Source organism: Peribacillus sp. NPDC006672 (assembly GCF_050274955.1).
In the GTDB taxonomy this organism is placed as follows: Bacteria; Bacillota; Bacilli; order Bacillales; family DSM-1321; genus Peribacillus.
Window position 1 is genome coordinate 309,737 of sequence record NZ_JBNNOR010000003.1, and the last position, 25,892, is coordinate 335,628.

At 39.6% G+C, this 25,892-nt stretch carries 25 protein-coding genes and 1 riboswitch; of the genes, 16 read left to right on the forward strand and 9 right to left on the reverse strand.

Annotated elements, in window-relative coordinates:
- Nucleotides 1-132: 132 nt before the first annotated feature.
- The gene (locus tag ACQKKK_RS07365; protein WP_427615204.1) at nucleotides 133-402 is read right to left on the reverse strand and encodes a DUF1450 domain-containing protein; all 270 of its coding nucleotides are present in this window, start codon (nucleotides 400-402) and stop codon (nucleotides 133-135) included.
- A gap of 322 nt (nucleotides 403-724) precedes the next feature.
- On the opposite strand from ACQKKK_RS07365, the gene ACQKKK_RS07370 reads away from it, so the two are divergent.
- The 5 genes from ACQKKK_RS07370 to ACQKKK_RS07390 all read left to right on the forward strand — a co-directional run bounded on the left by ACQKKK_RS07370 (nucleotide 725) and on the right by ACQKKK_RS07390 (nucleotide 7,677).
- Nucleotides 725-1,675 (forward strand): ABC transporter permease, encoded by a 951-nt coding sequence (locus ACQKKK_RS07370; RefSeq protein WP_427615206.1) that lies wholly within the window; start codon nucleotides 725-727, stop codon nucleotides 1,673-1,675.
- On the forward strand, nucleotides 1,668-2,615 hold the full coding sequence (locus ACQKKK_RS07375) for an iron chelate uptake ABC transporter family permease subunit (protein WP_427615207.1): 948 nt from the start codon (nucleotides 1,668-1,670) through the stop codon (nucleotides 2,613-2,615). The genes ACQKKK_RS07370 and ACQKKK_RS07375 overlap by 8 nt, the downstream gene beginning before the upstream one ends.
- Entirely contained in the window at nucleotides 2,609-3,367 is a 759-nt protein-coding gene (locus tag ACQKKK_RS07380; protein ID WP_427615209.1) for an ABC transporter ATP-binding protein, read from the forward strand. The genes ACQKKK_RS07375 and ACQKKK_RS07380 overlap by 7 nt, the downstream gene beginning before the upstream one ends.
- Before the next feature lie 213 nt (nucleotides 3,368-3,580).
- Nucleotides 3,581-4,525, forward strand: coding sequence for a siderophore ABC transporter substrate-binding protein (locus tag ACQKKK_RS07385; RefSeq protein ID WP_427615314.1), 945 nt, complete (start codon nucleotides 3,581-3,583; stop codon nucleotides 4,523-4,525).
- A gap of 1,184 nt (nucleotides 4,526-5,709) precedes the next feature.
- On the forward strand, nucleotides 5,710-7,677 hold the full coding sequence (locus ACQKKK_RS07390) for an LTA synthase family protein (protein WP_427615210.1): 1,968 nt from the start codon (nucleotides 5,710-5,712) through the stop codon (nucleotides 7,675-7,677).
- Between the two features lie 59 nt (nucleotides 7,678-7,736).
- On the opposite strand, the gene ACQKKK_RS07395 is transcribed toward ACQKKK_RS07390, so the two are convergent.
- Nucleotides 7,737-8,357 (reverse strand): RraA family protein, encoded by a 621-nt coding sequence (locus ACQKKK_RS07395; protein WP_427615211.1) that lies wholly within the window; start codon nucleotides 8,355-8,357, stop codon nucleotides 7,737-7,739.
- A gap of 159 nt (nucleotides 8,358-8,516) precedes the next feature.
- Between ACQKKK_RS07395 and ACQKKK_RS07400 the strand changes: the two genes are divergently transcribed.
- Nucleotides 8,517-8,687: a hypothetical protein gene (locus ACQKKK_RS07400; protein ID WP_427615213.1), complete on the forward strand. Its 171-nt coding sequence runs from the start codon at nucleotides 8,517-8,519 to the stop codon at nucleotides 8,685-8,687.
- Between the two features lie 306 nt (nucleotides 8,688-8,993).
- Here the strand turns inward: ACQKKK_RS07400 and ACQKKK_RS07405 are convergent, their stop codons facing one another.
- Nucleotides 8,994-9,173 carry a hypothetical protein gene (locus ACQKKK_RS07405; protein WP_427615214.1) on the reverse strand — a complete coding sequence of 60 codons (180 nt, stop codon included), beginning with the start codon at nucleotides 9,171-9,173 and terminating at the stop codon, nucleotides 8,994-8,996.
- A gap of 119 nt (nucleotides 9,174-9,292) precedes the next feature.
- On the opposite strand from ACQKKK_RS07405, the gene ACQKKK_RS07410 reads away from it, so the two are divergent.
- The 7 genes from ACQKKK_RS07410 to ACQKKK_RS07440 all read left to right on the forward strand — a co-directional run bounded on the left by ACQKKK_RS07410 (nucleotide 9,293) and on the right by ACQKKK_RS07440 (nucleotide 16,296).
- The gene (locus ACQKKK_RS07410) at nucleotides 9,293-9,622 is read left to right on the forward strand and encodes a DUF948 domain-containing protein (RefSeq protein ID WP_427615216.1); all 330 of its coding nucleotides are present in this window, start codon (nucleotides 9,293-9,295) and stop codon (nucleotides 9,620-9,622) included.
- A gap of 274 nt (nucleotides 9,623-9,896) precedes the next feature.
- Nucleotides 9,897-10,025, forward strand: a complete 129-nt coding sequence (locus ACQKKK_RS07415; protein WP_427615217.1) for a hypothetical protein — start codon at nucleotides 9,897-9,899, stop codon at nucleotides 10,023-10,025.
- A 54-nt stretch (nucleotides 10,026-10,079) separates the two neighbouring features.
- Nucleotides 10,080-10,613: a YhcN/YlaJ family sporulation lipoprotein gene (locus ACQKKK_RS07420; protein WP_427615219.1), complete on the forward strand. Its 534-nt coding sequence runs from the start codon at nucleotides 10,080-10,082 to the stop codon at nucleotides 10,611-10,613.
- Between the two features lie 205 nt (nucleotides 10,614-10,818).
- On the forward strand, nucleotides 10,819-12,327 hold the full coding sequence (locus ACQKKK_RS07425) for a spore germination protein (protein ID WP_427615221.1): 1,509 nt from the start codon (nucleotides 10,819-10,821) through the stop codon (nucleotides 12,325-12,327).
- Between the two features lie 23 nt (nucleotides 12,328-12,350).
- Entirely contained in the window at nucleotides 12,351-13,451 is a 1,101-nt protein-coding gene (locus ACQKKK_RS07430; protein ID WP_427615222.1) for a GerAB/ArcD/ProY family transporter, read from the forward strand.
- Nucleotides 13,448-14,530 carry a Ger(x)C family spore germination protein gene (locus tag ACQKKK_RS07435; protein ID WP_427615224.1) on the forward strand — a complete coding sequence of 361 codons (1,083 nt, stop codon included), beginning with the start codon at nucleotides 13,448-13,450 and terminating at the stop codon, nucleotides 14,528-14,530. The genes ACQKKK_RS07430 and ACQKKK_RS07435 overlap by 4 nt, the downstream gene beginning before the upstream one ends.
- 86 nt (nucleotides 14,531-14,616) lie before the next feature.
- Entirely contained in the window at nucleotides 14,617-16,296 is a 1,680-nt protein-coding gene (locus tag ACQKKK_RS07440; RefSeq protein WP_427615226.1) for a glycoside hydrolase family 13 protein, read from the forward strand.
- A 48-nt stretch (nucleotides 16,297-16,344) separates the two neighbouring features.
- Here ACQKKK_RS07440 and ACQKKK_RS07445 read toward each other — a convergent pair whose 3' ends face one another.
- The 3 genes from ACQKKK_RS07445 to ACQKKK_RS07455 form a co-directional block, all read right to left on the reverse strand.
- The gene (locus ACQKKK_RS07445; protein ID WP_427615228.1) at nucleotides 16,345-17,796 is read right to left on the reverse strand and encodes an amino acid permease; all 1,452 of its coding nucleotides are present in this window, start codon (nucleotides 17,794-17,796) and stop codon (nucleotides 16,345-16,347) included.
- A gap of 96 nt (nucleotides 17,797-17,892) precedes the next feature.
- A riboswitch (Lysine riboswitch) is annotated at nucleotides 17,893-18,077 on the reverse strand.
- Nucleotides 18,078-18,330: 253 nt separating this feature from the next.
- Nucleotides 18,331-19,293, reverse strand: coding sequence for a LacI family DNA-binding transcriptional regulator (locus ACQKKK_RS07450; RefSeq protein WP_427615230.1), 963 nt, complete (start codon nucleotides 19,291-19,293; stop codon nucleotides 18,331-18,333).
- Between the two features lie 322 nt (nucleotides 19,294-19,615).
- Nucleotides 19,616-19,825 carry a hypothetical protein gene (locus ACQKKK_RS07455; protein ID WP_427615232.1) on the reverse strand — a complete coding sequence of 70 codons (210 nt, stop codon included), beginning with the start codon at nucleotides 19,823-19,825 and terminating at the stop codon, nucleotides 19,616-19,618.
- A gap of 319 nt (nucleotides 19,826-20,144) precedes the next feature.
- Between ACQKKK_RS07455 and ACQKKK_RS07460 the strand changes: the two genes are divergently transcribed.
- Nucleotides 20,145-21,317: an FtsW/RodA/SpoVE family cell cycle protein gene (locus ACQKKK_RS07460; protein ID WP_427615234.1), complete on the forward strand. Its 1,173-nt coding sequence runs from the start codon at nucleotides 20,145-20,147 to the stop codon at nucleotides 21,315-21,317.
- A gap of 82 nt (nucleotides 21,318-21,399) precedes the next feature.
- On the opposite strand, the gene ACQKKK_RS07465 is transcribed toward ACQKKK_RS07460, so the two are convergent.
- Both ACQKKK_RS07465 and ACQKKK_RS07470 read right to left on the reverse strand, forming a co-directional pair.
- The gene (locus ACQKKK_RS07465) at nucleotides 21,400-21,735 is read right to left on the reverse strand and encodes a spore coat protein (RefSeq protein WP_427615236.1); all 336 of its coding nucleotides are present in this window, start codon (nucleotides 21,733-21,735) and stop codon (nucleotides 21,400-21,402) included.
- 13 nt (nucleotides 21,736-21,748) lie between these two features.
- Nucleotides 21,749-22,030: a hypothetical protein gene (locus ACQKKK_RS07470; protein WP_427615238.1), complete on the reverse strand. Its 282-nt coding sequence runs from the start codon at nucleotides 22,028-22,030 to the stop codon at nucleotides 21,749-21,751.
- 147 nt (nucleotides 22,031-22,177) lie between these two features.
- Here ACQKKK_RS07470 and ACQKKK_RS07475 point away from each other — a divergent pair, with 147 nt between their 5' ends.
- Nucleotides 22,178-23,095 carry a proline dehydrogenase family protein gene (locus ACQKKK_RS07475; RefSeq protein WP_427615239.1) on the forward strand — a complete coding sequence of 306 codons (918 nt, stop codon included), beginning with the start codon at nucleotides 22,178-22,180 and terminating at the stop codon, nucleotides 23,093-23,095.
- A gap of 49 nt (nucleotides 23,096-23,144) precedes the next feature.
- Here the strand turns inward: ACQKKK_RS07475 and ACQKKK_RS07480 are convergent, their stop codons facing one another.
- A complete protein-coding gene (locus ACQKKK_RS07480) occupies nucleotides 23,145-23,276 on the reverse strand; it encodes a YuzL family protein (RefSeq protein ID WP_427615240.1) in 132 nt (43 codons plus the stop codon).
- 209 nt (nucleotides 23,277-23,485) lie between these two features.
- Here ACQKKK_RS07480 and ACQKKK_RS07485 point away from each other — a divergent pair, with 209 nt between their 5' ends.
- Nucleotides 23,486-25,870: a 3-hydroxyacyl-CoA dehydrogenase NAD-binding domain-containing protein gene (locus tag ACQKKK_RS07485; RefSeq protein ID WP_427615241.1), complete on the forward strand. Its 2,385-nt coding sequence runs from the start codon at nucleotides 23,486-23,488 to the stop codon at nucleotides 25,868-25,870.
- The last annotated feature ends 22 nt before the right edge of the window (nucleotides 25,871-25,892 follow it).

Sequence of the window (25,892 nt, forward strand, 5' to 3'; positions counted from 1 at the left end):
AGGGAATGTTGACGGAAAAAAAGTTAGTGATCACTTTTCATAGTTATTCATCCCCTGTATTCTGTATACTTTAAGGGTAGATAGTTGAAATTTCAAAATAAAATACGGTTCAAGCAATTTGCTTGGCCCGTATCATTTCAATTCATCATATAACTGATTTAAAAGATCCCGTGAATCCTTGGCGTTCATTATCTGGCCGTTCACTTTCGCATAGGGGGTTTGCTTACAAAGTTTACACTCACTTAAACATTCATATTCCTTATATTGAATACCTGGATTCGCTAAGAATTTACCATAATCAGCAACTGTTTGTTCATTAAGGAAGCGGTCAAGATTATTTTGGCAAAATTCAATCTGGATTTTCCCTTTTTTTGTAAACACTTTGGAAAGGAAGTTTTTCATCACATCGCTTCTTTCATTAGAAGAGTAAATATTGTTAGTATGATTTTATCACTTCCTGTAGTGAAATGCATGATTGGTTCTTCCAATACCTTGAGTTTATCAAAGTAATTCACTTGTATATGTTGACACATGTCAAAGAAATGGTAGAATAAGAATGACTGATAATGATAATGAATCTCATTATCATGAATGTGAGAACCTTGTAACTATTGTCTCATGAACCCCATTTAATAGGGGATTTGCACAATAGTCTTTATTCATATATTTTTAATTACAAATATTATCCCTGTATTTATTGAGATAGGAAGAGTAGGAAATGTAGATGAAGATAAGATATTTAGTCATGTCGTTAATTGTTTTATCATTTACCTCATTATTCATTGGTGTAAAAGATATTACCCCCTTGGATTTATTGGATCTAAGTGATGATAAAGTGCAAATCATGCTGCAAAGCCGTTTCCCCAGAATGATGACCATAATCATTGCCGGCGTGGTGATGAGTATAAGCGGTCTAATTATGCAGCAATTGAGCCGAAATAAATTTGTATCTCCTACAACTGCCGGTACCATGGATTCTGCAAGGCTTGGACTTCTTCTTGCCATTATCATTTTTCCATCGGCAGCACTTATTGAGAAAATGGCATTCGCTTTCATATTCGCTTTGGCAGGTACATTCTTGTTCATGAAAATTCTTGATCAAGTGAAATATAAGGATACGATTTTCATTCCATTGGTTGGTTTGATGTTTGGTAATATCGTCGGTTCCATCTCGACATTCTTTGCTTATAAGTATGATTTGATTCAAAGCCTCAACACATGGATGAATGGTGATTTCTCGATGATCATGTCGGGAAGGTACGAACTTATATATGTAAGTATCCCTTTAGTCATTCTCGCATACTTCTTTGCCAATAAATTCACTGTGGCAGGGATGGGTGAGGAGTTTGCTATCAATCTAGGGCTCAATTATAAATTTATAGTCAATTTTGGGTTGATTATCGTGGCATTATCCTCCACTGTTGTCCTGTTAACGGTGGGAACGATTCCTTTCATAGGATTGATCGTACCAAATATTGTATCCCTATACCTTGGTGATAATTTGAAAAAGAGTCTTTCTCATACAGCATTGCTAGGGGCAGTATTCCTATTGATCTGCGATATTCTGGGCAGGATCATCATATATCCATTTGAAATTCCGATTGGACTCGTGGTTGGTGTGATAGGAAGCGCCGTATTTATCTATCTGATAATGAGGAGAAAGGCATATGAATAATAAAAGTAAGATCATTATATTAGCTGTTCTGGCAGCAGCTTTAACGGCAGGTTACATATTTTGGGACCTTGGTCCGAATTGGGATTATGCACTGCCGAGAAGGGTCATAAAAATCATTGCCATTATCGTGGTAGGTTGTGCGATAGCCTTTTCAACAGTGATTTTCCAAACGGTTACGAATAATAAAATCCTGACACCAAGCATTTTGGGGCTGGACTCCATGTATATGCTGATCCAAACGGGAGTGATTTTCCTCTTCGGTTCAACGCATATCATGATCATGAATAAAAATCTCAATTTCCTGGTTACACTTACGGTCATGCTTATTTTTTCCAGCCTGCTGTTCAAGTTCATGTTTAAGAAAAACCGAAATATTTACTTTCTATTGCTGATCGGTATCATCTTCGGGACCTTATTCGGCAGCATGTCTTCATTCATGCAGGTATTGATTGACCCGAATGAATTTCAAATGATACAAAATAAAATGTTTGCCAGTTTCAATAATGTCAACACTGACCTGTTAACATTAGCGATTATCCTCATGATAGCGGCAATGATATATTTTATGAGATTTTTGAAGTATTTAGATGTCATGTCCCTAGGGAGGGACCAAGCCATAAACTTGGGTGTGGATTACGACTTTGTCACGAAACGGGTTTTAATCGTCGTCACGATTTTAATTTCCATTTCAACTGCCCTGATCGGTCCAATCACGTTCCTCGGATTACTTGTTGCAAATGTGGCTTATCAATTCATTAAGTCCCATCAGCATAAACATATCATCCCGGGTGCAATGCTGATCAGTGTGATTGCCTTGGTCGGCGGCCAATTCATTGTAGAGAGGATCTTTACGTTCACTACCACCTTGAGTGTCATTATCAACTTTGTCGGCGGTGTCTATTTCATCTATCTTCTATTAAAGGAGAATAAATCATGGTAGAAGTGAAAAATTTATTCAAAAAATATAATAGTAAAACGGTTGTCGAGGATGTTTCCATTGAAATAACGAAAGGGAAAATCACATCCTTCATCGGTCCTAATGGAGCGGGGAAAAGTACAGTCCTTTCAATGATCAGCCGGCTCATTACCCGGGATTCAGGAGAAGTCCTGATCGAGGGTAAGGATATGGGGAAATTCAATAGCAATGAACTTGCGAAAAAGATTGCCATCTTAAAGCAGGCTAACCACATCAATATACGTTTAACGATTCGTGAACTCGTCGCCTTTGGCCGTTTTCCTTATTCACAAGGTAAACTGACTAAAGAGGATTGGAAGTATGTCGATGAAGCGATTGAATATATGGAACTTGGCGAAATGCAGGATAAATTTCTTGACCAGCTTAGCGGCGGGCAACAGCAGCGTGCATTCATCGCCATGGTTATTGCTCAGAATACGGAGTATGTACTTCTTGATGAGCCTCTGAACAATCTTGATATGAAGCATTCCGTCCAAATCATGAAGGTATTGAGGAGATTGGCCGATGAATTAGGGAAAACGGTCATAATCGTCATTCATGACATTAATTTTGCATCCTGTTATTCCGACTATATTGTCGCATTGAAGGATGGCAAGGTCGTTCATAATGGCCCTACCGAACAAGTGATCAATTCCGATGTATTAAAGGAAATCTATGATATGGATATTGAAATCCAAAATATCAATGATAATAAGATCTGTGTGTACTTCACTTAAGACAATGCCATTTGGTTTTAAATTACTTCAGTATTCGCAGCCGTCTCAGAATCACTTCATACGCTCATTAGGCTGTTAAAAGTTGGCGGGCGCCCAAGGTTATAGCCGCCTCCTGTTTATATGCAGGGAAAAGCGATGCAGGTGAATTCTGTTAAGGTGTGGATTCAATCTGTAATTTTAAATAAAAAAATACTTTTCGAGGTGACCATAATGATTAAGAAATTATCTTTACTGCTTTTAGTTGCAATGCTGGCTGTAGTGGCTGTAGCTTGCGGATCAGATAAGGAAAAAGAAGAATCAGGTGCGAAAAAAGAAAGTGCTAAAAGCGAAGAATTTACGGTTAAGCATCAACTAGGCGAAACGAAAGTAAAAACAAACCCTAAAAAAGTTGTTGTATTCGATATGGGTGCTCTTGATACTCTTGATAAATTGGGTGTGGAAGTAGCAGCTGTTCCTCATGATGGCCTTCCAAAATACCTTTCTAAATATGAAGGTACAACTGAAAATGCTGGCGGTTTAAAAGAACCTGACTTCGAAAAAATCAATGAAATGGCTCCTGACTTAATCCTGATTTCTGGACGTCAATCTGAAGCTTATAAAGAATTAAGTAAAATTGCCCCTACTGTTTATGTAGGTGTAGATACTGCAAATTATATGGAATCCTTTAAAGAAAACGTAACACTTTTGGGTAAAATCTTCGATAAAAAAGACGAAGCAGCTAAAGAATTGGCAAGTGTTGAAGAAAACATTAATGCTTTGAAAGAAAAAGCTCCGACGGATAAAACTAGTTTAATCGTTCTTGCTAGCGGTGGAAAAGTGAGTGCTTACGGACCGGATTCAAGATTTGGAATTATCCATGATGTATTCGGAGTACCTGCTGTAGATGATAAATTGGAAGTATCTACACATGGTCAAAGTATTTCTTTCGAATACATTGCTGAAAAGAATCCTGACTACCTATTCGTTGTAGATAGAGATGCAGTTGCCGGTGATGGAGCTGCAGCAAAAGAAACTGTTGAAAATGACATTGTAAAAAATACAAAGGCTTTTAAAGAAGGAAACATCATTTATCTTGATCCTAACTACTGGTACTTATCTGGCGGCGGTTTAGAATCTGTTGACGAAATGGTTAAAGAAGTTTCTGAAGGGCTTAAGTAAATAAATATGGTTTAAAAGTAAATCCTGCCCTCGATTGAGGACAGGATTTTTTTTATTTTTTATAATAAAGCTGAATGAAAGTATATATAATAACAAAGGGAAGAAAAGAATTCACTTGTAAAGGAAACCAATAACCCCCAGTTACAACAGTGTATAAGGTCTTCACACCCAATAAAGGGAAATAAATAGGACAAGGCTCATATTTGACGCCTAGTGCAGCTTCTAGGGCTTATGTGGGCGGCTACAAAATAACTCTTCAGCCCAATCAAATAACAACAAGGAAAAAATAGTTTCTTCCTATTATAATGTCATCTGCATGGAAGCTTGATACAGTTTCCGGTTCTGGTCTGAGTTAAAATTGTATTTTATGTGAACTTTAGTAAATTGATTGGTAAATAGTCCTGAAAATAAGACGTGAACATTCATGAATTTAAGAATGATTTCATACTTTTTACATCAATTAATAAAGGTAAATTTGGTGTCATTTACTATCAGGGGAAATTAATTCAATAAAAGTAGATCAACTGAAGTCAAGACGGGAATGATGTCGATATAACGCGAAATGAGTTTAAGAAACAGGCTTCAAAACCTTTTGTTATTTTATGGGATTTTAACGCAGGAGGATGCATTAAATGAACGGGTGAACATAAGCAGGCTTTTGGTTCTTAAAGAGAAATAGAAAGTGCGGGGAGCAATGCATCAATGTAATCGGCAATCAAATTTCAGATGTCGAATCATCGGGAAAGAAATCCCTTACATATCTAATAGCATTCAAAGGTTGAAGATTTACATCTTTACATATTTTGTAATGTACTGGTGTTTTTATAAATAGTCGTTTATAATGGTAAAAGCCTGAAGGAAGTTAAACAAAATAGTGACGGTATTCCATAGTCGCCCAAAAAAATTACGGTGATATTTATTGGATTAAGACATGGAATTCCTATATATTTGTTATAGATGTGCTGAACAATCAAGACGGTTGAAACTCTGTTATTTTTTCAAAAGTTGTTCATAAGTTAAAAAAGTGTTCTGGATCATAAGGGTTATTGATGTGACAAAAGGTGGTTTGCACAATCTTGACTATCTGATTGAAAGAATGCTATCATAAGGTTTCCGATTTTCCGTCTTTTGTAAGTCTGCAAAAATTTATATAAATAAACCACTAGATTAATAGAGGTGAAAGCATGAATAATTTTCTTAAAAAGAGCCAGCATTTATTTGCAAATAACATACTAGGCTTTTTCTTTGTTGCGGTAGTCTTGTTTTGGATAAAAACGTATATTGGATATCGAGTTGAATTTAATTTAGGTCTTGAAAATGGCCTGCAACAGTTCCTACTGTTCATAAACCCGATTAGTTCAGCTATTTTATTCTTTGGCTTGGCATTATTGGCGAAAGGTAAAAAATCGTTTAAATGGATCATCAGGTTGAACTTATTGTTGTCTTTATGGCTATTCTGCAATATTGTATACTACCGTTCATTTACCGATTTCATTACATTATCAACCATGACACAAGTACAAAATTTCGGGGATTTAGGACCGAGTACTATAGCATTATTTAAATCTCATGATGTATTTTATTTCCTTGATACGGTTCTTTTAATTGTTTTATATAAATTCAAAGACTTTAAAGTGAAAGACTTCAAAGTTAAACGCCGTACGGTTGGAATGGTTTATCTTGCAGGGCTTGCAATTTTTGCTATTAATTTAGGACTTGCTGAAAAGGATCGCCCGCAATTATTGTCAAGAACATTCGACCGGAATTATATTGTCAAATATTTGGGCATGTTCAACTATACGGTCTATGATGCCGTTCAGAATACTAAAACGTACGCTCAGCGTGCAACTGCAAATAGCACGGATATCGCCGAAGTGGTCAACTATACGAAGGCAACAAGCGCTGAACCGAACGCTAAGTATTTTGGTGCAGCAAAAGGTAAAAATGTCATATACCTGCATTTGGAATCCATGCAGAATTTCTTGATTGATTATAAGTTGAATGGGGAAGAAGTAACTCCATTTTTAAACTCACTTGCACATAATAAATCTGATTTCATGTATTTTGATAATTTCTTCCATCAAGTTGGTCAGGGGAAAACGGCGGATGCTGAATTCATGCTCGAAAATTCTCTGTTTGGTTTACCACAGGGGGCAGCATTCACAAACCGTTCCCAAAATACGTATCAAGCGGCACCAGCGATTTTAGGACAACAAGGATACACATCTGCTGTGTTCCATGGTAATTACAAATCTTTCTGGAACCGGGATAATATGTATAAGTCTCTGGGCTTTAATCAGTTCTTCGATGCAAACCATTATAATATGGAAAATAAAGAAGAAGTATTAAGTTATGGATTAATGGATAAGCCTTTCTTTAAAGAATCTATTCCTATGTTAGAAACGCTTAAACAGCCTTTCTATACAAAATTCATAACAGTATCTCACCATTTCCCATATGCTATGGACCAGGAAAAAGCAACAATTGGTAAACAAACGACGGGTGATGCATCTGTTGATAGTTACTTCCAAACAGCCCGCTATGCCGACGAAGCGCTTGAAGAATTTTTCGTTTATCTGAAGAAATCAGGCCTATATGATAACTCGGTAATCGTTATGTATGGTGATCACTATGGTATTTCGGAAAACCATAACAGAGCCATGTCACAAGTGCTGGACAAAGAAGTAGGCACGTTTGAGAATGCCCAATTGCAACGTGTACCATTATTGATTCATGTTCCAGGTGTTGAAGGCGGGGAAATGCACCAATACGGAGGACAGATTGACCTTCTCCCGACTTTATTGCATTTGTTAGGAATTGAATCTAAAGATTATGTACAATTCGGTTCTGATTTATTGTCTAAAGATCATAATGAAGTGGTACCTTTCAGGAATGGTGATTTTGTAACACCGGATGTTACTTCCATCAAAGGAAAATACTTCGATACGAAAACAGGAGAAATGGTCGAGGAAAACGATGACATCCTCAATTATAAACAGAGAGTTGAAAAGATGCTCAATTTATCCGACCAAGTGGTGAACGGTGACTTACTCCGTTTCTATACTCCAAATGGTTTTAAGCCGATTAACCCTGCTGATTATGATTACACATATAATGAAGAAGGTTCAAAGGAAGCCGATTCCGATAAATAAGCTAAATGAAAAACAGGCAGGAAGCCATTGCTTCCTGCCTGTTTTTTATATACGTTAGATCATGCTTTATGGGTCATCATGGCAATATACTTTCTTATTTCTTCAGGTTTTCCTGCATATTTTTCGGCACGCAGTTCATCTTTCATGATTTTATCCTTTGCTTTGATCAGGATTTCTTCACCCCTGGATTGTGGCACGACAACGACTCCATCTATGTCCCCTATGATGATGTCACCTGGAAACACGGTGACACCTCCACAGGAAATGGGGATATTGGTTTGCCCTACACCTGCCTTGCCACTTGAGGCAACCGTTGTCCCTTTACTGAAAACGGGGAAATTCATTTCTTTAATGGCTTCAAGATCACGAATGACTCCATCGACTACGAGACCGCCAATTTCCATGGTCTGCATCATGCCGACAACAAAGTCACCTGCTATAGCGCGGTATGTATCCCCTTTGCTGTCTACGACTATTATATCTCCAGGATTTGCTTCGCCGATTGCTTTCAAGACGGCTGAATTATCTCCGACTGGCATCTGTACAGTTAAAGCACGTCCGGCAAAATGAAACTCTTCTTTTAAAGGTTTAATCGCTGAATCCAGATTGTTCAATCCTTCCATTGCATCTGAAATGGCCGTGGTGGGCAAATTCCTTAATTGTTGAACGAGAGTATCCATGACTTTGATTCCTCCTTGAAGGTTATGAATATAGTTTAATTATACACATAATTTGTAATTTTCTATTTGTTTTTTTACTTGTCGGTAAAATGGTAAACGTAGTGAAGTTCTCTCTGGTTTAATCAATCGATTGATTAAATTTTATAGACAGGAGGGAATATGAAAAAAACCCGGCAGCAAGGTCTAATATCCATGGATGGATGCGCTGCAGGAGGGGATTATCATTCAGATATAGAATTGTGCCTAAGGATTGCAATCGTTTGTATGTTGAGCTCTTCTTCTGCTCCAAGTATATCTATTTTGCATGATTTGGATAAGTTCACTCTCTGAAAGTCTTTTTTAAAGGTGCAGGGATAGCTGGACCAAACCATTTTCAATAACTTTTCATCAGGTGAAGGTTATGAATAAGGAGGTCATCGGAATAAATATCGTTTTTTCTTGTTCATTCATGGAGTATACTTTACACATCATGTTGTCTTCTTGTTCTGTATGTATTTCCATATAGCCTGTTTACTTTATTCGCCTATGTCATCAAGTGGGAAATAGCAGTTATCCTATTTCGAGCGCCGGCGCAGTTCAAGCGGTCCTTAGCGGAACTGGTGTGCGGGAGATCACTAAAGGAGTTTTCAACAATCTTCAAAGCAGAATCAATACCAAGACGGAGGTTGCCAATGTAAGCCAAAGGGGGCTTAAAACTTCTGGATGAATGATCAAAAAAATGATTCCTGCTATAACGGCAGCCTGCTGTATGGTTATATGTCTAATGAAGTTTATTCCAGCTTTAAAACAGGCTTTAAGTAGAGGCATATGATTCATTTTCATTCCTCCTTTTTCTTTCAATAATATGACCAGGCATAAAAGAAAATACATGGGGATCCGTTTTCTGCTCAAGTATTACGGGTATAGTAAAGGTAAAATAAAAGGAGGAATCATAGGTGGTTATTGTATATATTAGTCTTGCCCTCTTTATCGGTTCGATCATCTATTTCGCTTTTTTTGCTTTCAAAACATTTAAGGAATCCAAACCGACAATTGAAAGTGTGGCTGAAACTGTTTCACGCATTCAGGCAAAAACGGATCAGATTAAATCAGAGACGGACCAACTCGCCATGACTCAGTTAGAAATTACAGAAGATGTTCAATATAAAAAAGAGGCCGTACTATATACGGTTGATGCCGCTAAAAAAACACCGGAACCATTCAAAAATATTTGGTTTTCAATAAAAGGTGACAAGTGGAAGCTTAGAAACAAAAGCGATGCATAGGTATTTGACATAATTTAGGATGCTGATATCGTATGGGAATAAAAGGTTTCCAGGGTTCCTCGGTTGAAATTTTACCGGATTGGTCCAAAAGACGCAGGGATCTGCTTTCACGGAGGGGGAAAAGCCCGAGAGGTTATGATTTATGACCTTTCGGGCTTTTTCTGTATTTAGAGAGGACAAAGATAAGCGACGAGTTTAAAATATAATGATTGCTGGCATAATTATTAGTTTTTTTTATCATCGGCGATAAAAATCCTGCCTATGGGAACCCTGTATGCCATTTGAACTGGAATGGGGTTCTGGTAGGCATCATGTATTTAACGGCCTAGCATGCGGTGCATTTGGTATCGTTGGCTTTTTTTGGTGGGAAGTATCGGACCCGAAAGTCACTTCTTATGAATAATCGACCCACTCCTCGTAAATAGTAATATTAAACGATTTGAAAGGAGTTAAGAATATGAATTATAAGGCGATAGTATCAAGTGTGATGATGGCTTTAGTGATAACAGGATGTGCTACTAATAATAAAGAAGGTGCCAATGAAAACCTTGGCCTGAATCGTACGAATCAGGATAATTTAAATAATCCGATGAATGTAAGCGATACGAGGCGAAATACAAATAATGTTAACGATAATGTTAATGATAATGGTGCAAACGATATGAGGGTCGCTGATGATATCTCAAATCGTGTTGAAGCTTTGAAGGAAGTAAAGAACGCCAGGGTCATCGTGACTGACAATAATGCATATGTTGGGGCAGTATTAAGTGACGGTGGGGATAAAGATATCTCGAATGACCTTAAAGAAAAGATTGCAGATGCAGTAAGAGGAGCAGATCCATCGGTAGACAACGTTTATGTTTCGGCAAACCCAGACTTTGTTCAAAGAATGCATAATTATGCGAATGACATCCAGAATGGAAAACCAGTTGCAGGATTCGCTGATGAGTTCCGTGAACTTGTAACACGCATTTTTCCAAACCAAAAGTAATTGGCAAGAGTTAAATGAATGAAGACGCAAAGGCTTATCCGTTGATATCATGCTAGGCATGGAATCCGGATAAGTCTTTTCCTTTCTCAAGAAAAAACTAAAGGTTCAGCATCGAGTTGGTTTTTGGGATCGGTAGAATCATGACTAACTTTAAAGAGGGTGGTTACAATAAAAAACACAAGACAGGCAATGGGAGGTGGAATTAGTGAGGTTTTTTAAGGGCAGGAAGGAAGTGGATGCAACAGCATTTCAGGTTACTTCCAAGGATTTTCAAGAACTTCTTAAAAAGTTTGAAGTATCTAATGATTTCCTTACCTTCCAATTCCCGGATGAAAATGGCTATACAATCTCCTATTTCAATTCACTTGTTAGTGATCAACAGCTCCATGAACAAGTACTGGCTGTCATCTCTAATCAACCAAAGAAGGACCTTAAGCAATTAAAAAGCGATGTTCCGATGGAAGATATGAAAGTGACAACTGATATTAACGTCATTCAAAGGTCCGTTTTGGCAGGATCGATCTTGATTCAATACAATAAAGATGATGAAATGTGTTTGCTGATTCCTTGTGCTCACAGTGTGAAAAGGCAAACTTCCATACCCGAGTCGGAGTATACAGTCGCTGGGCCAAAGGAGGCTTTTGTTGAATCGCTTGATACGAATTTGAATCTAATTCGTAATCGGTTACCCATTCCTGAATTGCAGTCCAAGGAATTTCGGGTTGGGAGCATCTCGCAAACCAGGTTAGTCGTGCTCTACATAGATGGGATTGTAAATCAACAGATCATTAAAACAGTCATGCAGAGAATAGATGATATAGAGTATGATACGATCGTGGATATTTCGTTTGTAAGCCAGATGATCACGGATAATCGGAATTCGATGTTTCCGCAACTGATTGATACGGAGAGGCCTGACCATCTGGCCAGTGTATTATCAGAAGGGAAAATAGGGATTATGCTGGATGGATCGCCTCATGCATTAGTTGGTCCCAACACCATCATTTCGTTCTTTTCGTCATTTGAGGATTATTTTCAAATTTGGAATCTTGGTACTTCATTCCGTTTGATTCGTCTTTTCGCAGTCCTGTTTTCCGTTTTATCTTCACCTCTGTATGTTGCCGTTTTAACCTATCATTATCTGGTGATCCCAACTGATTTGTTGCCAATCTTAATCTCATCAAGGGGAGTGATCCCTTTTCCGCCGATCTTGGAAGCGATCGTGCTGGAAGGAACGATCGAGTTGCTGAGGGAAGCAGCGGTTAGGCTGCCTGCTAAGGTGGGCTCTACCATCGGCATTGTTGGCGGTATAGTCATAGGTACAGCTGCTGTTGAAGCGGGATTTGTCAGTAATGTTCTATTGATGCTTGTCGCTTTGGCTGCCTTGGCTTCATTTACCGTGCCGATTTACCAAATCAGTAATACGATTCGCCTTATCCGTTTCCCTTTTCTAATTGCAGCGCAGTTATACGGACTGTTCGGAATAGCTTTATGCAGTGCATTCATTTTAAGTCATTTATTGAAATTGACTTCGCTTGGCAGTCCATATTTAGACCCTCTTTACCCGTTGAGGATTCATGACTTTAAAGATAGTTTAATTCGCCTCCCTTTTACAAAGCAGACCAAACGCCCACAATTTCTGCGGACGGAAAAGCCACTAAGGATAAGGAGGAAGGAGGAAACTAAAAGTACCCAAAGTGATATTGATGAATAAGGCGTAGAAAGCGGTGAAAATGTATGGAAGTCAAACCAAATGAAACTAAACTAATATCTCCATTTTTTGTTTTTTTCCTCATACCAGGCATGCAGATTGGAGTAGGGATATTGGGATTTGAACGGGTCATAGCGAAAGAGGCTGGTCAAGACGCATGGATATCGGTCCTCATTTCAGGGTTAATCATAAATGTTCTGCTTTGGATGTGTTTCAAGCTTTTAGGCAGGGGCCCCCAAACACTTGATTTGATCGCCATCCATAAAGATTTGTTTGGTAAATGGGTAGGAAATGCTTTCAACATTTTGTTCATCCTCTACTTTCTAATGATCTCAATCATTCTTATCAGGACTTATTTGGAAGTCATTCAGGTTTGGATGTTCCCTGGTGTTAATGTCATGATGCTATTAACCATCATTCTAATTCTCGTTTATAGTTTTGTGGTGGGAGGGTTTAGGGCCATTACTGGTTTTTGTATAATCGGACTTATTATTGGATCGCCGTTATTCCTTTTGAATTATTTCCCATTGAAGCACGCCCACTTTGAAAATTTGGGTCCTTTACTTGATCATTCCTTTTTGGAAATCATGAAGGCATGTAAGAGAATGACCCTGAATTACCTTGGTTTTGAATTACTCCTGATCTATTACCCATTCATTAAAAAGCGTGAACACTCTCAAAAGTGGGCCCACTTAGGTGTGTTGTTTACTATGTCGATATATTTAGTATTCATTATTGTCTCATTAGCCTACTATCATCAAGAACAGCTGAAAGATGTAATTTGGGCTACATTGACTTTATGGAAATTTGTGGACCTTCCATTCATTGAAAGGTTTGAACATATAGGGATTTCTGTTTGGCTGTTCATGGTGCTGCCGAATGTTTGCCTAGGGGTTTGGGCAGCGAGCAGAACAGTGAAAAGAGTTTTTGGATTTAGACAGAAAAAGATGTTAGTTTACATCCTGCTTATCATTTTAGTTTCCTGCTACTTTTTGGATAACCGCTATAGAATCGATAGGTTTAACACAATCAGTTCGCAAATAGGTTTTTATATCGTTTATTTGTACCTTCCTCTCTTATTCATATGGCAGTCGATTGTCTATAAAGTTAGGGGTCGTAATCCATGAAAATTAAACTTATCTTGATTACATTAGGTTGTTTCCTGATGACAGCGTGCGGGGTGGAGAAGCAAATATTAGAAGATATTTCAATTGCTGAAGTCGTAGGTTATGATGATGCCGGAGATAAAAAAGTCAAAGGAACGGTCGTTGTCAGCGTTCCTCAGCCTGGGGAAAAAGCAAACCTAGGTAAAGAAGTATATGAAGCGACCTCCCATAATATAAAGGCTGCCCGCCAGCAAGAAAATGCAAAAACACCATTCCCGATTGTCAGCGGGAGACTGACAGTCATTCTCTATGGTGAAGAATTGGCAGGTAAGGGCTTGAATGATTATATTGATACATATAAGCGTGACCCAATGGTGGGAAGGGATCTATATTTAGCGGTCGTTCATGGAAAAGCGGAGGATGTAGTTAAAATGGAGCCGAGGTTGATTAAAACTTCAGGAGTCCAAGTGAAAGAGCTGATCGAACAGAATATCAGGACTAATTTGCCTGATGTAGATTTGCACAGGTATTTATATGCGTGTCATGGTAAAGGAATCGATCCGGTCATGCCCTTATTGGAAACTGCAGGAGACCATATGCGTGTAAAGGGTATCGCCCTTTTTAAAAGGGACAAGTATATCGGTAAATATATCCCTTATGAGCACGGGTTTTTATTCAAAGTCCTTAGTGAAAATTTTAAGCTAGGGAGTTATGAAATTAAATGGAAGGAAAATGACTTTACAGATATCACTAATGTGGAATCACGTGTCCATTATGATATCAGGAATGCAAATCAAGACCCCAAAGTCCGGATTGAAGTGAAATTAAAAGCGAGCCTGCTAGAGGTCCAAGGTTATGACTTGGGTAAATCGGTCGACCTGAATAAAATAGAGGCCAAAGCAGAACATGTCATTGGTGAAAAATTAAATGAGATGGTAACCATGTTTCAGGAAAACAACATAGATCCGATTGCACTCGGTGATATCGCTAAAAGTAAAACAAGAAATTTCAATCAAAAACATTGGGAGGAGGCCTATCCTCATATTCCAATCGAGGTGGATTTGGATATTGAAATGATTCAAACGGGAATAGTAGAATAAAAGAAGAATATTCTGAAGTTTCTCCCTTTATAATAGGGGTATTGGTGTAGTGAATATGTCAATGCGTTTAAAGAGGGAGGAAAGGCATGGACAAATCATGGTGGAAAGAGGCAGTTGTATATCAAGTGTATCCAAGGAGTTTCATGGATAGTGATGGAGATGGGGTAGGGGATTTAAACGGGATCTTTATGAAACTCGATTATTTACAGGATCTGGGTGTGAATGTGATATGGTTATCCCCCGTTTATCAATCTCCCAATGATGACAATGGGTACGATATCAGTGATTATCAATCAATCATGACTGAATTCGGGACTATGGCTGATTTTGACAGATTGCTGAAGGCGGTGCATGAACGTGGAATGAAGATCATGATGGACCTGGTGGTCAACCATTCTTCAGATGAACATTCGTGGTTCAAGGAATCCCGATCCTCAATAGACAATCCAAAGCGTGATTATTATATTTGGAAACCTGGAAGGGATGGGAAAGAGCCAAATAATTGGGAGTCCGTTTTTAAAGGCTCGGCATGGGAATATGATGAAGAAACTGATGAATATTATTTACATCTTTTTAGCAAGAAACAACCGGATTTAAACTGGGAGAACCCTAAGCTCCGTGAAGAAATCTACAGCATGATGACTTGGTGGCTGGATAAGGGTGTCGATGGTTTTCGGATGGATGTCATCAACTTCCTTTCAAAAGATCAGAGCTATTCAGATGGATCCGTTCAGCATGGGAAGCAGTTTGGTGATGGAAGCCCCTTTTTCCTGAATGGCCCGCGCATACATGAGTTTTTACAGGAAATCAATCAACAGGCACTTTCCGGATATGACGTGATTACCGTTGGGGAGATGCCAGGAGTCACACCGGAGGAAGCGCAATTGTTCACAGGTAAAGATCGTGGTGAACTACATATGGTCTTTCAATTCGAACACATGGATTTGGGGGGCGGACCAGAAGGGAAATGGAGTAACGAAAAGTGGAAGCTAAGCGATTTAAAACGAATTCTTTCCAAATGGCAGACTGGTTTGGAGGAGGATGGCTGGAACAGTTTATACTGGAACAATCATGATCAGCCCCGGATTGTCTCAAGGTTTGGAAATGATGGAGAGTATCGTATTGAAAGCGCAAAGATGCTTGCCGCCTGTCTTCATATGCTTCAAGGCACACCTTATATATATCAAGGGGAAGAGTTGGGGATGACCAATGTTGCATTTGAAAGCATTGATGAATATCGGGATATTGAAACGTTGAATTCATATGACGAACTTGTCAATTCGCATGGCTGGTTAAAAGAGCGGATGATGTCAGCCATTCACGCCCGAAGCAGGGATAATGCGAGGACACCGGTTCAGTGGAATGACTCCCGGAACGCAGGATTTACGAAAGGGAGTCCTTGGATTAAGGTCAATCCCAATTTTCCCGAGATTAATGCAGAAAAAGCCTACAATGATCCAAATTCCATTTTTCATTTTTATAAAAAGCTTATCCAATTACGCAAAAAACATGAAATTGTCGTTTATGGCCGTTTTGAACTGCTCTGTCCAGATGATGAACGAATATTTGCCTATACGAGAACGTTCGAAGAAGAAAAGCTGTTAGTGTTATGCAACTTTAAAGAGGAGCATGCCGCTTATTCTTTGCCAGAAGAGCTAAATTCATATTCTGCTACAAGGCTGATCGGTAATTATGAACAGGGGGAAAAAGGAATCTCGAGAATGCCTCTGCGTCCATATGAATGCCGTGTTTATCATTTGAAATGAAAAAGGACCTGGTTTTCTCCGTTAGAGAAGACCAGGTCCTTTTTAGTATTATTTTGATTTAAGGTCACATTCCTCAAGAGGAATGACTTTTGTTTTATGCTTAATTTTATAGCCGAACCATAGGACGAAAAATAGAATTAAGCCAATGTAGGAAACGAACATTGAATTCCAGTCGATCCCATTACTGCTGAAAGCTTGATAGCCTTGTCCAATGATAATGATAATACATAGGACAAGCGCGAATATTGGCCCGAATGGGAAGCCTTTGGCCCGGTACGGTAAAGCATTCATATCAAGGCCTTGAGCTGCGTAGGCTTTGCGGAATCGATAATGGGCGATCGCAATCCCGACCCAGGTGACGAATCCTGCCATGCCTGAAGCATTCAATAACCAGATATAAACGACACCATCTCCGAAAAATGAAGCTAAGAATGCAACGCAGCCAACTAAAGAAGTCACGATAAGTGCATTCACAGGTACTCCTCTTTTATCTAACTTGCCAAGGAATTTAGGTGCTTTCCCATCACGTGCCAAGTCCCATAGCATACGGGTTGAAGCGTACATGCCTGAGTTGCCGGCGGAGAGTACGGATGATAAAATGATCGCGTTCATGATGGATGCAGCAAATGCAAGGCCAGCCCGTTCAAATACAAGCGTGAATGGACTTACGGCAACATCTTCACTCAATAAACGTGAATCCGTAAACGGAATGATCATTCCAATTACAAAAATTGCAAGGATATAGAATAAGATGATGCGCCAGAAAACGGATCTGATCGCTTTAGGGATATTTTTTTCTGGATCTTCACTTTCACCAGCCGTCACTCCAAGCAATTCTGTTCCTTGGAATGAAAAGCCGGCAGCCATGAATACGCCTAGAATCGTGAAGAACCCTCCATTAAAGGGACCTTCGCCCATTGTGAAATTGGAAAAACCAATTGGGTCTTTCCCACCCATGATCCCGAGAATTATCAGAACACCAGTGATCAAGAAAATGACGACTGTCACGACTTTGATCATGGCAAACCAGAATTCTGCTTCCCCAAAACCTTTAACAGACATGTAATTGATAAGAAACATAATGATTAACGCAATAGCACTCCAGATGAAGGAAGGACTATCAGGAAACCAGAACTTCATAATTAAGACAACGGCTGCTAATTCAGCGGCAATGGTGATTGCCCAGTTATACCAGTAGTTCCATCCAATCGCAAAACCGAAAGACGGATCGACGAATTTGGATGCATATACACGGAACGAACCGGCCACTGGCATGTATGCTGCCATTTCTGCAAGACTCGTCATTAAGTAATAAACCATGATGCCGATGATCGCGTATGCCACCAAGGCACCGCCGGGTCCGGCTGAATGAATGGCACCGCCACTTGCTAAAAATAAACCTGTTCCAATCGTTCCACCTAATGAAATCATCATTAAGTGCCGCGCTTTCAGGCTCCTTTTTAATTCAGTAGGGCTTGATGCTGATTGTGAATTTGACAATTGATGTTACACTCCTTTTTATTGGAAGGGAACGAAATATAAAAAAACAGCAGTCGAAAAAGATCGACGGCTGTTTATAATAAACCCGTTTATCCTTCCGAAGATAGCTCCCCACGCTTTTAGAAAAAACGTGACAGTGATGTTCCTGTTCGGTGACACCGCCAGCGAGAATATACATGGAATATACCCTAACTTCGGCAACTTATCCTTTCAAACGGAGTCTCGAATTTTCCAGAATCTCGTCCGTTTTACTTTTATAAGCTGCAGCCTCTAACTCATCGGTAAATGAGGAAGTATTCAATTTTCTTATATCGTAGCGCCAGCTTGTAATTGACGCCGTACGATCGTACTCATGAAAAAAATTCATGCAAACGCTACTAGTTTGCTAGTAACTGAGTAAACTTTACTATATCAAAATTATAAAATAACTTCTGGGATATCGCAATGATTATTTTATGCGGTTATTTTTTCCTAGTTACCGAAAGATTGGAAGAGGAAACGGTATAAAAGTAAAGCCATTCTGATAACAATCTATTAAACGGTCCTTCTTTTAATAAGGGCGTAGTCCAATTTTACATGTTGGACCGCTTCGGGATTCTCAAATAGATCCACTGCCATTTTTCCAATCCATTCTAGAGGCAAGGAAATGGTCGTGATGTCGAGCATCTCACTCAGGCTATCATTATTGAAGCCCAGAATGGCCACATCTTCAGGTACCCTCACACCCGATTTCTTAGCGGTGAGTATGAACCCTGCAGCCGTGTCATCATTAGTGATGATGATGGCTTCAGGTTTGCTTATCATCGAATGCCAATCCTCAAACAACTTTACACCGTCTTTAATGCGATAACTGCCTTCAAACAGCCATTCTTTATTGTTTATAAGTTGATGTTTACTCATGATATCGTTAAAGGCCTTTGTTCGAAGAGAACTGTTCCTGCTCTTTTTACGGCCGAGGCTGTATCCAATTTTCTTATATCCTTTAGCGATCACGTATTCAAGGGCACAGGAGAATGCTGCATAATGATCAATGCTGATGGATGAGAATTCAGCCTGGGCTGTATCTTCACATAAGATAATCGGTCCATACTTTTGATAATCCAAGAGGATTTTCATTTCCGATATTCTTGAACAAACGATAATGCCATCGAGTTGCTTCATTTGCAGCATATTCAAAGCCTGGATTTCTTTCTCTCTTTCATAATGGGTCTGAAAGATCACTATATGACACCCAATTGCATTTGCCTGTTTAGTAATTCCGTTAACGATTGCCCCGTAATATGGGTGATTGGTGAAGGGGATGATGATGCCGATAAGATTTGTTTTGCCTTTTGAAAGATGAATGGCGTTGATGTTTCTCGAATAATTCAAGCGATCAATGGCTTGTAAAACGCTCTCTCTCTTATCAGGGCTTACATAAGGATGATTATTCAATACACGAGATACTGTTGAGACAGATACACCAGCACATTGAGCAATTTCTTTAATGTTTGTCATGGGATCACCATTTTTCTTTTTTTATAGTGTACCCTATGAAACCCATTTCAGAGCAAGAGAACAGAGCAAGGCTGCTGAAGATTTCTTCAAATAAGGTCTTGTGCTGGTATGGGTTTCATCCTTTAAGATTGAAACAAATCTTAAAGGAGGGATAAAGATGATTCAAACCTTATTATGTTTGATTGTGCTTTGCGGTATTGAATTGGGATTAGCGTCTTTAGCCATATCGTTAAAGTCGGATAACTGAATCGGTTAAAGCTTAGCGTGATAATAGAGCATGAAAATTGAGTAACAATGCCAATGACAGGAGCGACAGAAAGTTTTACACCAAATGGTAATAAGCAGAAAAAAAGCATGTCGCAATAAAAGTGAAAAACCAGCTGGATGCCCGTGCTTTGGTTCGGATGAGGTCAAAACGTTCATCTAATCCACACTGTTTGGCAGCGGCACGGCGTCCCCACAATAATCCAGTCAGTCCGATAATAATGCCGAGCGTAATTCCTAAAAAAGCACCCCAGTTAAAACCCTCCATTATAACTCCTCCTCAAAAGTAAATACATCTTCAATGGTAAGTTGAAACACCTTTGCTAGTTTGTAAGCAAGCTTGATGGAAGGGTCGAACCTTCCTGTCTCTATAACTGGCCGTGGCTGTAACGAGCACACGTTGATCTTCTGGTATTTTATTTATTTCATCCTGAACATATTTATCAAATTCCTCCAACTGCATGGAAATAGCTTCATGAAGCTTGTAAACTATTCTTCGATATAGTTGTGATTTTATTTGTTTAAAGTATAATGAATAAGTGTATTTAAAGTTGTATCGCAGGAGCCTTTTTAAGGGAGAGTTAAGTATGGAAGAACAAAATAAATTTTCATCTAGAATAGATTTTTCTTTGGTCACAATATTGCTGTTACTATGCGTAGGAAGTTGCTTAGCAATCTATAGTGCCCAAACGACTGGACAGTACGGTGAAAACTTCTTAATCAAACAAATCTTTTGGTATATAGTGGGGATTGGAATCGTATTAGGGTTTATCACCCTTGATTCGGATCAACTGAAAAAAATTTCCTGGTATGCCTATGGATTCGGATTGTTTTTGCTTTTCTTGTTGATCCTAATGCCAACAAGCATCGTACCTAATATAAATGGTGCAAGAAGCTGGTTCGTCCTGCCTGGAATCGGATCGATTCAGCCATCGGAATTCATGAAGGTTTTTCTGATCTTGGCTTTAGCAAATGTTATATCAAACCATCATCTCAAAAACACGCTGAAAACGATTCAAACGGATTTCTGGCTGCTTTTTAAAATCGGTCTCGTGACCGGTGCTCCGCTATTGTTAATCATGCAACAGCCGGATTTAGGCACAGGGCTTGTCTTCTTGTCAATCATGCTCGGAATGATTTTTATATCAGGTGTATCATGGAAGATTCTGCTGCCGGTCGTTTCGGGAGGAATTGCCGTCGCTTCGACGATCCTATACTTTGTCCTTTGGAAGCCGGAGATCCTGGTAAAATACTTAGGGGTAAAAACCTATCAATTCGGCCGGATCTATTCATGGCTTTATCCATATGATTATGCGAGCGCCGAGGGGTATCACTTAACCAGATCCTTACTGGCTATCGGCTCCGGCCAGACCACAGGCAAGGGAATCGGTTCGAGGGAAGTGTATTTGCCTGAGAGTCATTCGGATTTCATTTTCAGCATCATCGGTGAAGAATTCGGCTTCATCGGATCAAGTATCATCATTTCCTTGTTTTTCCTATTGATTTACCACATAACAAAAACGGGAATGGATACGAAAAATAACTTCTATACATATATCTGTGTTGGTGTCATAAGCATGTTGACGTTCCATGTTTTTCAAAATATCGGCATGACGGTTGGCCTTTTGCCGATTACGGGGATTCCACTTCCATTTATCAGTTATGGAGGAAGCTCGCTAATGGGGAACATGATGGCCATGGGCTTAATATTCAGCATTCGGTATCACTATAAGAAGTATATGTTTTCAACGGATATCTAAAAATAAAGCCGGCCCCCCATGGGCCGGCTTTACTTGTAGCACAAAAACAAAAGGAGCAGAATACACCCCCCTGAATGTTTGCTTATTGAATGTTCGTACCAGATGGAAATTGATTTTTATAACCGGAAAATTGTTGATACGATTGGCCTAAGCTGGTTGCTTGCGCCTTCTCTAAACTATACCAGCCTTTTTCGAACATAAGGTTATAGAGCTCACGCTGCATCTCCTGATTTTCTTTCGAAACGGAGAAAATGTCTTGGAATAATGCTTGGTTACTCATTTCATTCAAGGCAACGGAATAGGAGTTACTAAAGTATTTTTGAGTTGTGAGCATATCATTTATAAAATCCCTGTCATTCATTTGAGGCGTCTTTGCCACGGGGGATTCTGGATTTTGGACTTTATTTTGATTGGGCATCAAGTACCCTCCTTTACTGGTATTGTTGTTGACCCTGGTGTTGGTTCGGGTCCAAATGTTTTAAAATGGTATCGTAATGGCGTTGATGCATGAGTCCGCACCGATTTAATGCATCAATGATTTGCGGGTCCTTGCATTGTGTGGCAAAAAAATGTGCTTTTTTAACCGCATTCAGATTCCATGCAAGCATATCAGTTAAGTATAAGCTGTCTTTCACCGAAATCATTTCCGGTGGCTGTTTCATATAGCCGGTGGACTGCTGTTGGCTGTTAATCGAATTTTGCTGTTCCATCATTCTACCTCCTTCGGTGTTCTTTAAACGTACTTAATTTTCCCTTCAAGAAATTTTTTTATTCTTGATTCTAAATTTCTGAAAATTGAATTAAATGGTAAGATAATCTTGTGCATCTATTTTCCAAAATGATTTGGAGGGGGAATGCAGATGGAAAGAATATTGAGGAATCTATTTCTTTTTTTATCAAAGAACAAAAGCATGACAATGGCAGCGAAAAAATACGGATTACGGTTTGGAGCCTCGCGTTTCGTGGCAGGAGAAACATTGGATATGGCCTCAGTTGTGATTGCAGACCTAAACAGGAAAAGGCTTGCTGTTACCATTGATTATTTAGGTGAATTCATAGAAAATGAACAAGAAGCAAGGAAGATGGCAGATGAGTGTATAGAAGCGATTCGCATGATTGGCAGTAATGAACTCGATTCACAATTATCTCTGAAGCTAACCTCTATGGGCCTGGATGTATCCGAACGAGTCGTAATGAATAACATGCGGAGGATTTTAGCAGAAGCCAAAGCCCATAAGGTTTTCGTGACGCTTGACATGGAAGATTTTCCGCGCTGTCAGCCGACTTTGGATGTATTCAAAAACTTAAAGGCTGAATATAATGAATTGGGGACTGTCATCCAAGCATATCTGTATCGGACCGAAAAGGATATTGAGGAGCTGAATGAATACCATCCGAGTCTAAGACTTGTTAAAGGAGCATATAAAGAATCAAGGGAAGTGGCTTTTTCCGAGAAAAAAGACGTCGATGAAAATTTTAAGAAAATTATCAAGAAGCATTTGCTGAATGGCAATTATACAGCCGTTGCCACACATGATGATAAAATCATTGATTATACGAGGGACTTGGTCAAAGGAGAGGGAATTCCCCAGGATCAATTTGAATTTCAAATGTTGTATGGCATACGTAATGAGAAGCAGCTTGAACTTGTTAAAGAAGGATATAAGGTAAGGGTGTATGTTCCTTATGGTACGGATTGGTACGGGTATTTCATGCGCCGCCTTGCGGAGAGACCAGCCAATATTGCTTTCGTTTTAAAAGGCCTTTTCAAGAAATAGAAAGCGAGAGCCGCCCCGGATAAGGGACGGCTGCTCTAATAAGAAGGCTTTATTTTTTGAACTGATTGTTCTGGCTGTTCACTTTATTGATTCCATGTTGACGTTCACCGCCAGGGCCGGCATTGCCTTTTACGCTTGCTGCACTTACAGCTGCTTTAGAAGGAGTATTTTTACTCTTCATTTTATAATTCACCTCCTGCCCGGTTATTTTTTACTGAACAGAGGAGAAATAACCAAAGTAATTTGGAGAAAAAAATATTTTTTTCCTGTTTAATCATTGCGGAATTTCCAAATTTATTCTATATTAGTAATAAGAAAAAATATTCAAAATTTTTTGGATTAAAAATGAATGAGCATTCATTCAATACATTGCGTAAGGGGGATATAAACTTGGTTCGACAAATACGAAAGGCTGCTGTTCTAGGGTCAGGAGTTATGGGATCAGGGATTGCTGCACACCTTGCTAACATCGGCATTCCGACTTTATTATTGGATATTGTACCTCGTGAGCTCACAGAGGATGAAAAGAAAAAGGGTCTGACATTAGATAATAAACAAGTGCGTAACCGCATCAGCCAAACTGCGATTACTAAACTTTTAAAACAGAAACCAGCTCCGCTTTCTGCTAAGGGAAATATTGCATTGATCGAGGCAGGAAACCTGGAAGATGATATAAGTCGCTTAAAGGATGTCGATTGGGTCATCGAAGTGGTCGTTGAGAAACTTGAGGTTAAGCAAAGTGTATTTGCCCAGGTTGATCAGCATCGTAAACCAGGAAGCATCATTTCATCGAATACATCAGGAATCTCAATCGAAGCGATGGCAGAAGGCCGTTCGGAAGATTTTCAAAAGCACTTCCTGGGAACCCACTTCTTCAATCCACCGCGTTATCTTAAATTGTTGGAAATCATCCCCACTAAAGCTACTTCACCAGAAGTGCTCGAATACATGAAACGATTCGGAGAAGATGTACTGGGAAAAGGTGTCGTCGAAGCCAAGGATACGCCAAACTTCATCGCAAACCGCATTGGCACTTACGGTTTGTTGGTCACTCTCCGGGAAATGCAAAAAGGCGGATACAGTGTCGGTGAAGTCGACTCGGTTACAGGACCGTTGATCGGAAGGGCAACTAGCGCGACTTTCCGGACACTTGATGTAGTTGGATTGGATACCTTTGCACATGTTGCCAAAAACGTATATGACCAGGTGGATGGGGAAGAAAAAACAGTTTTCAAAATACCTGATTTCATGAATGAAATGCTTAAGAATGGGTGGCTTGGAAGCAAGTCAGGCCAAGGGTTTTTCCTGAAAAGGGGCAAGGAAATCCTTGAACTGAATCCCGAAACCCTTGAATATGATGCACGAAAAAAATTAAAAACGCCTTCCATCGAAATGGCTAAACAGGCCAAGGGCTTGGAAAATAAAATGAAAGCGCTTGTTTATAGCGAAGACCGTGCTGGCCAATTGCTTTGGAACGTGCTGAATCCGGTGATTGTATATTCTGCCCAACTGCTTGGTGACATCGCGGATGACATCGTGGCAATCGACCAAGCGATGAAATGGGGCTTCGGATGGTCCACTGGTCCTTTTGAAACCTGGGATGCGATAGGTGTAGAGAAATCGGTAGCCCGTATGGAAGCGGATGGCCTCACAGTTCCGCAATGGGTGAAGGATATGCTCGCCAAGGGCATCACTTCTTTCTATAAAGAAGAAAAGGGCATAGTTCACTATTATGATAATGGTGAATATAAAGAGCTTATCGAAAATCCTAAAGTGATCAATCTTAAAGCAATCAAGAAGCAAAAAGGCGTAATCAAGAAAAACAGTGGTGCAAGCTTGATAGATATCGGCGATGGAGTGGCTCTTCTTGAATTTACTTCACCGAATAATGCAATCGGTCTGGATATCATGCAAATGATCAATGCGGCGGTCGACGAAGCAGAAGTGAATTTTAAAGGCCTGGTCATCGGTAACCAAGGCAAGAATTTCTGTGTTGGCGCTAATATTGCAATGATGTTGATGGAAGCGCAAGATGACAATATTTTCGAACTTGATATGGTCATCAGCCAATTCCAAAAGGCGATGCTTAAAATTAAGTATAGTGCGGTCCCTGTAGTGGTAGCCCCGTTTAATATGACACTTGGCGGTGGTGCTGAAGTATCCCTTCCGGCTGCGCACATTCAGGCAACGACTGAAACGTATATGGGACTAGTGGAAGCTGGTGTAGGTTTGATCCCAGGCGGCGGCGGTACTAAAGAACTTTATGTGAAGACATTGAGGAATATGCCGAAGGGTGTCGACTTTGATTTACAGAAAGTGGCCAACAAAGTATTTGAAATGGTCGCCATGGCAAAAGTTTCGACCTCTGCTGAGGAAGCACGCGGGGATAATTTCCTTAATTCAACGGATGGAATAAGTGTGAATGCGGATCATCAACTATATGATGCGAAGCAAGCAGTCATTTCCATGTATGAACAAGGTTATACTGCTCCACCCCGCACAAAGATTCCTGTCGTAGGTGAAACGGGTTATGCCACACTGCTATTGGGGGCGGAATCCATGCGCCTTTCAGGATTCTTAACCGATCATGACCTTGTAATAGCCAAAGAGCTTGCATACGTCTTGGCAGGGGGGAAACTCCCATTTGGCACGGAAGTGGATGAACAGTATATCTTGAACCTAGAAAAACAAGCGTTCCTAAAACTGATTTCGACTCCGAAATCACAAGCAAGGATGCAGCACATGCTTGTTAAAGGGAAACCACTCCGAAACTGATGAAATAGATGAAGATATGGCG

What these genes read in the sequence shown, in the direction of transcription:
- ACQKKK_RS07365 (WP_427615204.1), bottom strand. Translation starts at nt 402, where the DNA reads ATGAAAAACTTCCTTTCCAAAGTGTTTACAAAAAAAGGGAAAATCCAG.
- ACQKKK_RS07370 (WP_427615206.1), top strand. Translation starts at nt 725, where the DNA reads ATGAAGATAAGATATTTAGTCATGTCGTTAATTGTTTTATCATTTACC.
- ACQKKK_RS07375 (WP_427615207.1), top strand. Translation starts at nt 1,668, where the DNA reads ATGAATAATAAAAGTAAGATCATTATATTAGCTGTTCTGGCAGCAGCT.
- ACQKKK_RS07380 (WP_427615209.1), top strand. Translation starts at nt 2,609, where the DNA reads ATGGTAGAAGTGAAAAATTTATTCAAAAAATATAATAGTAAAACGGTT.
- ACQKKK_RS07390 (WP_427615210.1), top strand. Translation starts at nt 5,710, where the DNA reads ATGAATAATTTTCTTAAAAAGAGCCAGCATTTATTTGCAAATAACATA.
- ACQKKK_RS07395 (WP_427615211.1), bottom strand. Translation starts at nt 8,357, where the DNA reads ATGGATACTCTCGTTCAACAATTAAGGAATTTGCCCACCACGGCCATT.
- ACQKKK_RS07400 (WP_427615213.1), top strand. Translation starts at nt 8,517, where the DNA reads ATGAAAAAAACCCGGCAGCAAGGTCTAATATCCATGGATGGATGCGCT.
- ACQKKK_RS07405 (WP_427615214.1), bottom strand. Translation starts at nt 9,173, where the DNA reads ATGAATCATATGCCTCTACTTAAAGCCTGTTTTAAAGCTGGAATAAAC.
- ACQKKK_RS07415 (WP_427615217.1), top strand. Translation starts at nt 9,897, where the DNA reads ATGCCATTTGAACTGGAATGGGGTTCTGGTAGGCATCATGTATTTAAC.
- ACQKKK_RS07420 (WP_427615219.1), top strand. Translation starts at nt 10,080, where the DNA reads ATGAATTATAAGGCGATAGTATCAAGTGTGATGATGGCTTTAGTGATA.
- ACQKKK_RS07430 (WP_427615222.1), top strand. Translation starts at nt 12,351, where the DNA reads ATGGAAGTCAAACCAAATGAAACTAAACTAATATCTCCATTTTTTGTT.
- ACQKKK_RS07435 (WP_427615224.1), top strand. Translation starts at nt 13,448, where the DNA reads ATGAAAATTAAACTTATCTTGATTACATTAGGTTGTTTCCTGATGACA.
- ACQKKK_RS07440 (WP_427615226.1), top strand. Translation starts at nt 14,617, where the DNA reads ATGGACAAATCATGGTGGAAAGAGGCAGTTGTATATCAAGTGTATCCA.
- ACQKKK_RS07450 (WP_427615230.1), bottom strand. Translation starts at nt 19,293, where the DNA reads ATGACAAACATTAAAGAAATTGCTCAATGTGCTGGTGTATCTGTCTCA.
- ACQKKK_RS07455 (WP_427615232.1), bottom strand. Translation starts at nt 19,825, where the DNA reads ATGGAGGGTTTTAACTGGGGTGCTTTTTTAGGAATTACGCTCGGCATT.
- ACQKKK_RS07460 (WP_427615234.1), top strand. Translation starts at nt 20,145, where the DNA reads ATGGAAGAACAAAATAAATTTTCATCTAGAATAGATTTTTCTTTGGTC.
- ACQKKK_RS07465 (WP_427615236.1), bottom strand. Translation starts at nt 21,735, where the DNA reads ATGCCCAATCAAAATAAAGTCCAAAATCCAGAATCCCCCGTGGCAAAG.
- ACQKKK_RS07470 (WP_427615238.1), bottom strand. Translation starts at nt 22,030, where the DNA reads ATGATGGAACAGCAAAATTCGATTAACAGCCAACAGCAGTCCACCGGC.
- ACQKKK_RS07475 (WP_427615239.1), top strand. Translation starts at nt 22,178, where the DNA reads ATGGAAAGAATATTGAGGAATCTATTTCTTTTTTTATCAAAGAACAAA.
- ACQKKK_RS07480 (WP_427615240.1), bottom strand. Translation starts at nt 23,276, where the DNA reads ATGAAGAGTAAAAATACTCCTTCTAAAGCAGCTGTAAGTGCAGCAAGC.